At 64.1% G+C, this 12,049-nt stretch carries 10 protein-coding genes and 1 tRNA gene; 5 read left to right on the top strand and 6 right to left on the bottom strand.

Annotated features, from left to right (window positions below; all coding sequences use genetic code 11):
• Positions 1-46: 46 nt before the first annotated feature.
• The 4 genes from MUU56_RS11010 to MUU56_RS10995 are packed head-to-tail and all read left to right on the top strand — an operon-like array spanning position 47 to position 3,876.
• On the top strand, positions 47-841 hold the full coding sequence (locus MUU56_RS11010) for an ABC transporter ATP-binding protein (RefSeq protein ID WP_244767350.1): 795 nt from the start codon (positions 47-49) through the stop codon (positions 839-841).
• Positions 838-1,851 carry a FecCD family ABC transporter permease gene (locus MUU56_RS11005; RefSeq protein ID WP_244767349.1) on the top strand — a complete coding sequence of 338 codons (1,014 nt, stop codon included), beginning with the start codon at positions 838-840 and terminating at the stop codon, positions 1,849-1,851. Before MUU56_RS11010 ends, MUU56_RS11005 begins: the two co-directional genes overlap by 4 nt.
• Complete coding sequence (locus tag MUU56_RS11000; RefSeq protein ID WP_244767348.1) at positions 1,848-2,912, top strand: FecCD family ABC transporter permease; 1,065 nt, start codon at positions 1,848-1,850, stop codon at positions 2,910-2,912. Before MUU56_RS11005 ends, MUU56_RS11000 begins: the two co-directional genes overlap by 4 nt.
• A gap of 10 nt (positions 2,913-2,922) precedes the next feature.
• Positions 2,923-3,876, top strand: coding sequence for an ABC transporter substrate-binding protein (locus MUU56_RS10995; protein ID WP_244767347.1), 954 nt, complete (start codon positions 2,923-2,925; stop codon positions 3,874-3,876).
• Between the two features lie 60 nt (positions 3,877-3,936).
• Here MUU56_RS10995 and MUU56_RS10990 read toward each other — a convergent pair whose 3' ends face one another.
• On the bottom strand, positions 3,937-6,021 hold the full coding sequence (locus tag MUU56_RS10990) for a TonB-dependent receptor (protein ID WP_244767346.1): 2,085 nt from the start codon (positions 6,019-6,021) through the stop codon (positions 3,937-3,939).
• Between the two features lie 251 nt (positions 6,022-6,272).
• Here MUU56_RS10990 and MUU56_RS10985 point away from each other — a divergent pair, with 251 nt between their 5' ends.
• Complete coding sequence (locus MUU56_RS10985) at positions 6,273-7,055, top strand: IclR family transcriptional regulator (protein ID WP_244767345.1); 783 nt, start codon at positions 6,273-6,275, stop codon at positions 7,053-7,055.
• Positions 7,056-7,266: 211 nt separating this feature from the next.
• On the opposite strand, the gene MUU56_RS10980 is transcribed toward MUU56_RS10985, so the two are convergent.
• From MUU56_RS10980 to MUU56_RS10960, 5 genes are all read right to left on the bottom strand, one after another.
• Positions 7,267-7,340 (bottom strand) — tRNA-Gly (locus MUU56_RS10980).
• 204 nt (positions 7,341-7,544) lie between these two features.
• Entirely contained in the window at positions 7,545-8,576 is a 1,032-nt protein-coding gene (locus MUU56_RS10975; protein ID WP_244767344.1) for a LacI family DNA-binding transcriptional regulator, read from the bottom strand.
• A 14-nt stretch (positions 8,577-8,590) separates the two neighbouring features.
• Positions 8,591-10,291: an amylo-alpha-1,6-glucosidase gene (locus MUU56_RS10970; RefSeq protein WP_244767343.1), complete on the bottom strand. Its 1,701-nt coding sequence runs from the start codon at positions 10,289-10,291 to the stop codon at positions 8,591-8,593.
• A 2-nt stretch (positions 10,292-10,293) separates the two neighbouring features.
• Positions 10,294-11,106: a carbohydrate ABC transporter permease gene (locus MUU56_RS10965; protein WP_244767342.1), complete on the bottom strand. Its 813-nt coding sequence runs from the start codon at positions 11,104-11,106 to the stop codon at positions 10,294-10,296.
• Entirely contained in the window at positions 11,099-12,043 is a 945-nt protein-coding gene (locus MUU56_RS10960; RefSeq protein WP_244767341.1) for a carbohydrate ABC transporter permease, read from the bottom strand. The genes MUU56_RS10965 and MUU56_RS10960 overlap by 8 nt, the downstream gene beginning before the upstream one ends.
• Positions 12,044-12,049 lie beyond the last annotated feature (6 nt).

Genomic DNA, 12,049 nt, shown 5'->3' with positions numbered 1-12,049 from the left:
CTATTACTCCAGTTTAGCGTCGCGACAAGCGCTTCGGAACGGTTTCATGTCATCGCTCACATTGTCCAATCTCACGGCGTCCTATGGGCAAACGCCTGTCCTGATGCGGGTTTCCGCGGAATTCTCGCCCGGCCGGCTGACGGTGCTCGCGGGACCGAACGGTTGCGGCAAATCGACCCTTCTCAAGGCGATCATGGGCTTCCTGCCGAAAATGCATGGAGACATCATCCTGGACGGACAGCCTATCGGGCAAATCGGCCGGCGCAGGCTGGCAAGACGCATCGCCTATCTGCCGCAGGAGAGCTTCTGCCCGGACTACATGACGCTGGGAGAGCTCGTCGAGCTTGCCGGCTATTCCCGCTACGCGCTCGTCGGCGGCCCGTCCGATCGCGACCGGCAGCTTTTCCGCAAGGCCCTGGAGACGGTCGGCCTGGCGGACAAGGCCCATCTTCAGGTGAACACGCTTTCGGGCGGGCAGCGCCAGCGCGCCTGGATCGCCATGGTGCTCGCGCAGGACACCGACATCATCCTGATGGACGAACCGGTCAATCATCTCGACGTGAAGTATCAGTACGCCGTTCTCGGCCTGGTGCGTGCACTGGTGCGGCAACACGGCAAGACGGTGATCATGGTGCTGCACGATCTCAACCTCGCCGCGACCTTCGCCGACGATATCGTTCTGATGAACGCCGGTCATATCCTGGCAACCGGACCGGTCAGCGCGACCATTACGAGCGAGAACATCGCCCGGGTTTTCGACCTCGACGCAGACATCTTCCCGCACGACGGCCGGCTTGTCTGCCTGCCCCGTCTTGCCCCTTCCGCATCGGCCTCGGCATGAGACGCCGCGCCCTTCTCCCGGCTGTGCTGTCGCTGCTGCTCCTGGCTGCGCTGGGCTTACACCTCTTCCTCGGCCGTGACGCGCCTCCCGTCACCGAGGCGCTGACGGCGCTGTCGCGCGGAGAGGCCGGGAGCTACGACCAGTCGGTCGTCCTCTTCCAACGTCTGCCGCGCGCGCTGATCGCGATCTATGCCGGCGCGATGACGGCAGCTGCCGGCTGCGTTCTCCAGGGGCTGGTGCGCAATCCGCTTGCCTCTCCATCAACCCTCGGCATCAATTCCGGTGCGACGCTCGCCGTCATCGCCGGGGTCTTCCTGCTCGATCTCGGTCTTGAGGCGCAGGGATTCGCCGCCCTCGTCGGTGCCGTCGGCGGTTTCCTTGCAAGCCTTGCCGTCACGCGGCTGGCGGGCAGGAACAACGACCCGCGTGGCCTGTCCCTCATCCTGTCGGGCGCGCTCGTGTCGATGCTCCTGGTCGGCACGACCAATGCGCTCATGCTGTCCGATCCCATGCGGCGCGCCGATTTCCTCAGCTGGGTCAGCGGCAACGTCAATCATGTCTACATCGACCGGCTATACGCCTTCTGGTGGATCGGCGTCCTTTGCCTGCTCATCCTCGGCGCGCTTTCCCGCGCCCTGACGCTCATCCTGCTCGGCTCGGAAAAGGCCGCATCCGCCGGGGTCAATGTCAGGCCGGTCTCGACGCTTGCCCTTGCCGCCGCCGTCGTCGGCGCGGGTTCGGCGGTCGCGATCTGCGGCCCTATCGGCTTCATCGGCCTCGTCGTGCCACATCTTGTCCGGCCGTTCGCCGGCGCGAATGTCGCCCTCGCCCTTCCCTGCTGCCTGCTGTTAGGGGCGGGTATCTCCCTTCTTGCCGATTTCGGCGCACGAGAGGCTTTCCATCCCTATGTGCTGCACACGGGACTGGTCATGGACCTTCTTGGCGGGCTCGCCTTTGCGATGATCGTCAAGCGCTTCTATCTGTCGCCTGCCGTGAGAGACCAGGCATGAGATCCGCGCGGGCCATCGACGGCAGGCGGGTGCTGCGCTTTTCCTGCGGGCTGGAAATCCGTGTCGGCAATCTCGCCGCCGCCGCGGCCCTGCTTACCGGGGCGATCCTTCTGGCGCTCGTTTCGCTGGGCTCCGGCATAACGGAGACGGGCTTCCGCGAGTTTCTGCGCTTCCTGGCGGGAGAGCCGGCTTCTGCCGATCAGGCCTATGCGCTCTGGACGGTTCGGCTGCCCCGCATCGTCATGGGTTTCATGGCGGGATGGGCCGTGGCACTCGCCGGCGCCATGCTGCAGTCCATCACCCGCAATCCGCTTGCCGATCCGGGTCTCCTCGGCCTCAGCCAGGGCTCGATGACGACCATCATGCTGCTGCTGGTCTTCGTTCCGGCCGCACCGAAGGTTGCCGTCGCGCTGGCCGCCCTTGCAGGCGGGCTTGCCGTCGCGCTCTTGCTTCTTTGGCTGGTGGGTGGCGAACGGGCGAGCGGGCTCGCCATCCTGCTGATGGGCATCGCCGTCGAGACCGTTCTTTCCTCGGTCGGGTCCCTCCTCCTGCTCTATACCCCGCCGGAGACCTCGCTTGCCCTTGCCGACTGGATGGCGGGATCGCTTTTCCAGGCGAACTGGAACGCAATAGCGACCTTTGCCCCGCTGTTCTGCGCCAGCTTGCTCGGCCTCTTCCTGCTTGGGCGCGCCACAAGCGCCTACGACCTCGGAAACGAGTTCGCGATGGCCCTCGGCGAACCGGTGCGCCGGTCGCGTCCGCTTCTCCTGATCTTTGCCGTCCTTCTGTCTGCGTCAGCGGTGACGGCCGTCGGGCCGCTCACCTTCCTTGGCGTGCTCGCGCCGCAGCTCGCGGGTTTCCTGTCCCCTGCGACCGGGCGCGCCCGGCTCTTCCTCGCGGCGCTCACCGGGGGGATCCTGGTGGTTGCGGCCGACACGCTCGCTCGCTCGGTTGTTCGAGACCTGCCTCTTCCGATCGGCCTCGGCCTCACGCTGATCGGCGTTCCGCTTTTCTTCTTCGCGCTGCGCCTTCAGGCGCTTCGCCGATTGCAGCTCCACTGAAAGGTTCGCCATGCGCTTTCCCACCCTCCTCGCCGCAATCCTCGCAGCAAGCTCGGCCCTGGCCGCGGACCGGACGGTCACGGACGACACGGGACGTTCGGTTGCGATTCCCGAGCAGCCTGCCCGCGTGGTCGTCATGCACGAGCCGCTGCTCGGCCTTCCGCTGATGGAACTCGGCGTCGACGTCGTCGGCAGCTACGGCCGCAAGGACGACGGCAGCTTCATCACCCCGGTGGATTTCGTGGACACGGTCTTCGGACCTGGCCGCGTAAAGCCGCGCGGCATCGGGCCCGTCGGGCAGATCGACCTAGAAAAGCTCCGGGCACTCGCGCCCGACCTCATCGTCGGCATGGAACTCGATGTCGAGAAGGTCGAGCAGCTTTCCACCGTGGCTCCGGTCTATCTGCAGAATGTCAGCACCGGCAAGGCGCACGGTTTCAGCGTGGAGGAAGAACTCGCGAACGTCGTCGGACGAAAGGAAGCGTTCGCCGCGCGCCGATCCGCCTATGCCGCCCGGCTGGCGGCCGTTCGCAAGGCCCTGCCGGACGATGGAAAGAAGAAGACCTATCTAGCCGTGTTCCTGACCGACCAGCTCAATGCCCTCGGGGACATGTCCGGCGCGGTGCAGGCCCTCGAGGACCTCGGCTACACCCGCCTGTCGCTGGCTGCGGAAAATGCGCCGGCCGGCCAGGGCGGCTCCATGCTGCTCGTGCCACTCGGCGCGGAGGCGTTCGGGCGCCTCAATCCCGATCTCCTGGTCCTGATGAATACCTATATGGGCGACGCGCGCGACGCACAGGGGACAAAGGCCGCGCTGGAGCGCATCGTTCCGGGGTGGGAACGGTTCCTGGCTCCGGCGAAGGAAGGACGTGTGCTCTATCTCGATTCCGCCAAGGTGGCGATGCCGACCATCGCGAGCGCCGAACACACGCTCGATGCAGTGGAAGCCTGGATCAAGCGGTAGACGGAAAGATCGACAGGAGAACGGGCGGGCCGGCTCCGGCTCGCCCGTTCCTGTTTCCAATCAGAACTTCACCCTGAGCCCGACGCCGTATTCACGCGGCTCCAGCATGGAGGCGACGATGCCGCCGGCCGTGCGATCGTCGTACTTCCAGGTCGGCGCGCGCTCGTCGAATATGTTGTCGACATAGGCGTAGAGCTGCCAGTTCTCCTGCGGCTTGTAGGTCAGGCGGGCGTTGGCGACCGTGTAGGAATCCACCCAGTAGGCGGGATAGTTCTCATCCGTTGAATAATAACCATCCGTATGCCGGACATCGGCGCTCAAGGTGACGTTTTCCGTGACGTCCCAGTCCACGCCGAGGCTCAACGTATAGCTCGGCGCCTTGCCGAACTCGTTGCCCTCGAAGGCGGTGCCAGCCGGATTCGTGAAGCGGCTGAGTTCCGTGTGCAGCAAACCGACCCCGGCGCGAATGCGCAGATTGTCGAGCGCCTCGTAGTCCGCGCTGACTTCCAGACCATAGGATTCCGCCTTGTCCGCATTGAGGACGATGCTGCCGAAGAGAACGCCGTTGAGATAGTCGGGCACGACGCGCTGCGAATTCTTGTGCCGCGTGTAGAAGGCGTTCGCATTCACCGTCAGACGGTCATCCAGCGTGCGGATGCGGGTAAACAGCTCGTAGTTCCAGAGCGTCTCGGGCTTGAAGGAATAATACTGCCCCGTCACGAAGCTGAGCCCCGCGCCACCGGGATTGTAGCCCCGGTTGACAAGGGCGCCGACCGTGACATCCGGCGTGATGTCGTAGGCGAGCGAGATCTTCGGCAGCAAGGCATCGAAACTTTCGTCGAAATCGAGGGCCTGGGTGCTGAAGCTGGAGGTGCCGGATCGCTGGACCCGGTCGTACTGGTAGCGCAGGCCGCCGGTCAGGGACCACTGTTCCGCAAAGCGCCATGTCGCCTCGGAGAAGAGGCCGAGGCTGTCCTTGGTGTCGTCGAAATGGGATACGCCGCGCGTATAAAGCAGGTCTTCCGACGTGACGTGATTGTAGTAGATGCCGGCGACGCCACTGATGACGTCGTCTTCGCTGCCGAAGTTGATCCGCGTTTCGTTCGAGACGTCCTTGTAGTCCATCGTCGCCCCGCCGTTGGCGAAGGGCTCGGCGACGCGCTTGGTATGGCCGTCCGAATACTGGAACTGATTGCTCAGCTTGATGCCGTTCCCGAAATCATAGCTGAGGTCATGGATGCCGGTCCATGTGCGCGCCTCATAGGTCGGCATCGACAGGGTCGCACTGTTCAGGTCGTCATAGGGAAAGGACGCGGCCTCCGATGTCGGCCGGTTCGACCGCATGTGCGCTATCGTCAGCTTGGATTCCAGCCCCGGGATTTCTGCAGGCTGCCAGAGCAGCTTGAAGCGCCCGCTGAAGGCCTCGAAATCCGTATCGGTGTCGCCCTTGTTGTAGAGGGCATTGATATAGTCGATGAAGGTATCCCGGCCGCTGTAATCCAGCGAAAGTCGAGCCGCCAGCTCGTCCTCGATGATCGGACCCGACACGGCCACGGACGCCCGCTTGTTGTTGCCGCTGCCGTATTCAAGCTGCGCGGCGGCTTCTGGTGTGAAGGTCGGATCCTTCGTATTCACGATGATCGCGCCGGCGATGCTGTTTGCACCCTGCGTCGTCGTCTGCGGGCCGCGGAAGACCTCGATATTCTCGACATCCCAGACGCTCGTCGTTCCAAACACGGTTTCCCAGAAACCGAGATTGTGACCATCGAGATTGATCCTCGCACGCGGCACCGTACCACCGAAGAACGCACCCGAACCGAAGTTGGACCCCTGTCCGTCCATCCCGCGGATGACCGGCGCACTGACCGTGTCATGATAAAGGACGTTCGGCGTGTCGCGCAGGAAATCGTCCACATGCGCGGCCTGGACTTTTTCTTCTATGTCTTCCGCCGTGATCACCACGACGGAGCTTGCCGTGCGCTGAATGCTGCGCGCGACCTTTTCACCCGTCACGACGATCGCCTGCAGTTCCGTCGCGCCGGAACTTTCCGCGGCATCCTGCGCCAGGGCCTGCGTTTCCACAAACGCGCAAAGCGCAGCCGCGCTCACGCCATTCATCAGCCTGCAATATGTGCTCAGTTTCATCCCCGAACCCCAAACTTGACTCCATAAGTCAAGTTCCACATTACAGAATGAATTCCACAATTCAACAGCCGGGCACCGACAATATCCACGCCGCGCAAAACCGGCCCACCCTGTTGCCCGCGCGCAACGGCATGCCGTGGCTTCGCTGTCGTGGTTGATGAAACGGGGAACGGCCTCTATCGTGCGGCCGCACGGAGAGCCGCAGCCTGCGGCTGCTAGACTGGCGCAGCTATCGCGCCGAAAGGAACGACTTGCCCCAAAGCTCCTCTTCCGGCACTGCCGACGGGACACCAGCGGGAAAACGATCGGGAACCATTCAGTCCATCTCCATCGCTGCGCGCTTTCTCAATGCGCTCGCCAGCGCCGCCGGCCCCCTTTCGCTGAGCCTGCTTGCCCGAGAGACCGGCACCGGATTGTCGACTGCCCACCGCTACATGCAAAGCCTCATCAAGGAAGGACTTGCCGCGCAGGATCCGGCGACCGGACTTTATGATCTCGGTTCGACGGCGCTCAACATGGGCGTCAGCGCCCTGAAGCGGATCGAGCCGGTTGAGATCGCCGCGCGCCATATGAAGGAGCTGGCGCGCAAGCACGCGGTCAGCGGCGGGGTCGCGATCTGGACCGATCGCGGCCCGGTGCTGGTCCGCTGGTATCGCAGCGCGGATTTCTCGATCAGCTCGCTCGGGCTGGGCGATGTCCTTCCCATCGACAACACCGCCTGCGGGCTGATGTTTCAGGCGTTCCTTCCTCAGGAAATGATCAGGAAGGCCCGGCACCTGCAGCCTTCGCATTTCAGGGGCGCGGCGGCGAAAAAGGAACAGCTGGCCGCCATTCGCGCCGCCAATTGGGCCGAACTGACCAGCCACCTGCTTTCCGGCGTGACGGGGCAGGCCGCACCGGTCTTCGACGCGCAGAACGAGCTCGTATGCGTCATGACGACCGTCACGGACCTCGGCCAGATGCGCGCGCCGGAAGACCGCGACGCTCTCCTGCACGCCGCACAAGCCGCCAACAAGGAGACGAACGGCGGATAGCGGCGCGGGCTCGGATCGACCGTGTTCCCCAAGCGCCGGGCTTGGTGTGCGCGCGTCTGAACAGGCCACCGGGCTTTGCCAAGGCTCGCTCTGGCGACGGCAGCGCAGCGTCTGCCAGCAACCGCCTTCAGGAGAAGGCACCGGAATGGGAAAAACGGCACAGCCGTTGGATTCCAGCTGCAAATCCCGGTGAAACTCAGCGAGCAGGAACTGGAGCGGGTAGCGGGAATCGAACCCGCGCGTTCAGCTTGGGAAGCTGACAGGCTACCATTACATCATACCCGCAAGGCAGCGCGACGGCGCAGTCATTCAACAGTTCGCCGGGCGTGTCAAGCGAGGGCGCGGAGAAGCGCCGTCAATCCGTCCGATTTCCTTCTGGACGGCGATGCATCCTGGGCCGACCCGCCCGGGTGTGGCCGGCCGCGATTCCGCCGTGGCGGGACAGGGCGCTATGACCGCCCTCGGCGTCACGAAGGGCGACCTTTTTCTTCAGTCCTTTGCCAGCCGGTCGTCCGAGCGTTCGATCAGCTTGGGCATGATGAGGGTCTGCAGCGCCTCGGGTGCTTCGCCCTCCATGCGGCGCAGGATGTAGCTGCCGAGCAACTCGCTCGGCTCGTGGATAGGCAGGAAATAGGTGGTGATCGGCGGGGCGAAGTACTGGCTGACATTGAGGTCGTCGGTCGCGTTGATGACCGCATCTCGCCCGTGCACGAGGCCGCGGGCATGGAAGCCCGAGAAGGCGCCGAGCGCCGAGGCTTCGTTGGCGCAGATATAGGCGGTCGGCGGGTCCGGCAGGTCCGACATGAGGAGCACGTTCTCGCGGCCGAAGGCCGGGGTCAGGTGGCCATGCGCGACGAGGGCGGGGTCGAAGGCAAGCCCGGCCGTTTCGAGGGCGCGGCGGTAGGCGTCGAGACGCGTGATGGCATAGCTGAGCTGGGCCATCGGATTGATGAGCGCGATGCGGCGGTGGCCGCGCTCGGCAAGGCGCGCCACCGAGTGGCGGATCATCTGCTCGTTGTCGGCATCGACATAGGCATGGGGCGCATTGTGGATCGTCGTGCCATAGGTGACGAAGGGAAAATCCGCATCCTGCATGATGCGCACGCGCGGATCGTCCGCCCGCGTGCCCGAGACGATGATGCCGTCGGCCTTCTTCAGCGAGACGATCTGCCGGATGGTCGCAAGGCTTTCCTCGAAATTGCGCACGGCATAGAGCGAGACGCGGTAGGGGCTTTCCTCCAGCGCCCAGGAGATGCCGCTGAGAAGCTGGGCGTATTCCACGCCTTCCCATTCGTTCTGCTTGGGGCCGGGCGCGGTCATGATGGCGGCGACCTGGTAGGTCTTTCCGGTGCGCAGCTGCACGCCATGCATGTTGAGCTGGTAGCCGACGCGCTCGGCGGCGGCGACGACGATGGCGCGGGTTTCCGGGCGCACCTGCGGGCTGTCGTTCAGCGCCTTCGATACGGTGGCGATCGAAAGCCCGGTTTCCTGCGCGATGGTCTTGATCGTCGGTCTGTGCATCGCGTCTCGGCTCGCTACGGCTGGTCCTGGCTGAGGGAGGCGGCGAGGAGCATATAGGCGGCGGATGTCCAGGCGAAAGCCCGGTCCCGCAAGCCCCTCCCCGACCGGGCATCGAAGTTCTCGGCCATACCGTTTTTGGCGGCAAGAGAACAGAACTTTTCCGCAATCGTCCTGGCAAGCTCCATTTCCCCCTGCCGGCGAAGGCCATCCCAGAGGAGCAGTGTCGTCGGCGCCCAGATCGGCCCGCGCCAATACCCGTCATCCTCGTAGAACGGGCTTTGCGGGCTTTCCGTCGCGGGACCCCATTCGGTGATGAAGCCGCCGTCCGTTAGCCGGGCAACGAGTTTTTGCACCATGGCGCGCGGCAGGCGGTCGCCCAGAAGGAGCGGCATGAACTGGATGAGGTTCCGGTCGGGCAATATGCGCGCCGGATCATCGGCAAGCCGGGCACAAAACGTTTCGCCCGTCCACAGGAGTTCGACCAGCAGGTTTTGCAGGTCCTCCGCCTTTGCCCGCCATTCGGCGGCATGGACAGGATCGTCCTCCAGAAGGGTGGCGAGCGTGTCGCAGGCGAGGATCAGGAAGGTCGGAAGGTCGGGCGAGACGACGGGGCCGCCCTCGGCGAAGAAGGTGGCGTTGTCCCAGCCGCTGTCGTTGCCGTGGAAATAGCCCGGCAATGTTTTATCATCGGCGCGGGCGTGGGTGAGCCAGTAGTCGACCTGCCTGCCGATTTTTTCGCAGAGATAGGTCTTGCGGTCGGGTGTCAGGAATCCGGGATGATCGGCCTCGATCAGCGAGACGGCCCAGCCGTGCACCGGCGGCTTGGTGAAGGCGAAGAGCACGTCGCGGTCGTTGATATAATCCGGCAAGAGGCCGGAGGCGTCCTGGTGATCGAAGATGACGGCGAGCTGGTCGAAGGCGAGGTCCGCATCGACGCAGGCGACGCCGAGGGCGGAAAAGGCATTGTCCCAGCTCCAGATGTTGATCATGTGGTTCTTGGACATGTAGATCGCCGGGCGCGTCAGCGCGCCGCCGGCCGGAACCCCATTCGCCCAGAGCAGATAGCTGGCAAGGCGCTGCGCCTCCTCCTGCCCGGCAAGAGCCTTTGGCATGTGCGCGTGCCAGGCGGAAAAATCCGCCGATACGCCCGCCAGCGCATCGGCGTAGTGGCCCGGATGCACCGCGGACGGCACCGTGCGGAAGAAATCGACGCTGGCCTCGAAGGTCTTACCGGAAAAGGCGAAGCTGACCTTTTCCGAATGGTCCCGCTGCCATGCACCGGTGACGTCAAGCGTGCCGGCAACGGTGCGCGGGATGAACTTGACGTTTTCGACGGCTGCGACGAGGCACTGTTCGCCCTGCGGCGTGCGGTAGACGTAGTCGTAGCGCGAGCCTTCCAGGTGGAAGCGCACACCGGCCTCCCGGCCGCGCAGATGGAGGCACTCGCTCTCGCCGATGGCAAAGGCGATTTCGCCCCTGCCGATGCGGGCGATGAGCTGTTCCGGCGCAAGCTCGAAGGTAGGCGTCGCCCGGTTGCCGGCTTCGTCGAGAAATTCCACGCGGCAGAGCCGGCCGAGCGAGGGACGCTCGTCGCCGCCGGCGACGAAGCGGAGATAGAGGGCGCGTATCCCCTCCCCGCCCGGCACCGTCATCATCGACAGGGTGAGGAAGCGGCCCCGCCTGCTGAACGGGATATGGTCGATGTCGAACAGCATCGTCATCCCTTGACCGAGGAGCCGACGGCACCGTCCATGATGTAGCGCTGCGCCAGGAAGAACAGCGCCAGCGGCGGCAGGCAGAGCACGACGGTGATCGCGGCGATCGACGTCACGTCCACCTCATGCAGGCCCTTGAACATGGAGAGGCCGAGGGTGAGCGTGTACATGGACTGGTCGTTGAGGAAGATCAGCGGGCCGAGATAGTCGTTCCAGGCATTCATGAAATGGAAGGTGCCGACCAGCACCAGCGCCGGCATCATCAGCGGCAGGTGGATGCGCCAGTAGATGTCGAAGGCGTTCGCTCCGTCCATGCGCGCGGCCTCGTCGATCTCGACCGGCACCGTCATGATGTACTGGCGCAACAGGAAGACGAAGAAGGCATCGGCGAAATAGGCAGGCACGATGAGCGGCTTCAGCGTGTTGATCCAGCCGAGCAGGTTGAACTCCATGTAGAGCGGAATCATCTTCACGTCCCACGGGATCATCATGGTGGCGAGCAGCAGGATGAACAGCGGATCGCGGCCAGGGAAGCGGAACCGGGCGAAGCCGTAGGCGACGAGAGACGAGGAGACGAGCTGGCCGATGGTCGAGAAGACCACGACGATCAGCGAATTTGTCAGGTAGGTGCCGAAGGGCTGCTTGTTCCAGGCGATGGCGAAGTTTTCGAAGTGCCATTCGGAGGGCCAGAAGACCGGCGGGAACTGGTAGAGGTCGGCCTGGCTTTTGATGGCCGTCATGAAGGTCCAGTAGAAGGGCGCGATGAAGAGCGCCGAGAGCAGGACGAGGGCGGAATAGAGCAGCGTCTTACGCATTGCGGTCGCCTCCCTTCACCTCGCCCTCGTAATAGACCCAGGCGGAGGACCAGCGCATGACGAGCAGGCTCAGCACCAGCACGATGAGGAACATCACCCAGGAGCCGGCGGCGGCATAGCCCATGTCAAAATACTTGAAGGCGTTGTCGTAGATGTACATGGCGAAGAAATAGGTGGAGCCGAGCGGGCCGCCCTTGGTCATCAGGAGGGCGATCGTCAGTTGCTGGAAGGCGGCGATGATCGAGGTGATGAAGGTGAAGAGCAGCATGGGGCCGAGCATCGGCAGGGTGATGAACAGCATCTGCGCCCAGCCCGGCACGCCGGAGACGGTCGCCGCCTCGTAGAGTTCCTTCGGGATGGCCTTGAGGCCCGTCAGCAGGATCAGCATGGTTCCGCCGAAGCCCCAGAGGCTGGCGATGATGATGGCGACGATGGCAAGGCCGGGATCGCCGAGCCAGTTCGGCCCGTCCACGCCGACGAGCGACAGCATGAAGTTCAGGAGGCCATATTCGCGGCTGTAGATCCAGCTCCAGATCGTCACCAGCGCGACGCCGGAAATGACGCTCGGCAGATAGAAGGCCGTGCGGAAGAAGCCGCTGGCAAAGGTCGCGTGATGCAGCATCAGCGCGATGAGGAAGGACATGACGATGTTGAAGGGCACGTAGATCGCGGCGAATTTCACCGTGATCCAGAGGCTTTCCCAGAACTGCGGATCTTCGAGCAGCATCGTGCGGTAATTGTCGAAGCCGACGAAGGTGCGCTCGCCGACGACCGGCCAGTCGTGAAAGCTCATGGTGAGTGAGAAGAGCAGCGGGCCGAGGGTGAAGAACAGGAAACCCAGGATCCACGGGGAGATGAAGAGATAGGCCGTCAGGTGGCGCGAAAAGGCGGATCGCCGTTTCTGCACGACCGCGGGCGCGGTGGCTGCGATGGTCACGTTTCA

Source organism: Shinella yambaruensis (assembly GCF_022899355.1).
In the GTDB taxonomy this organism is placed as follows: domain Bacteria; phylum Pseudomonadota; class Alphaproteobacteria; order Rhizobiales; family Rhizobiaceae; genus Shinella; species Shinella yambaruensis.
The sequence above is the reverse complement of the archived record's forward strand: the minus strand, read 5'-3'. Positions and strand labels throughout refer to the sequence as shown.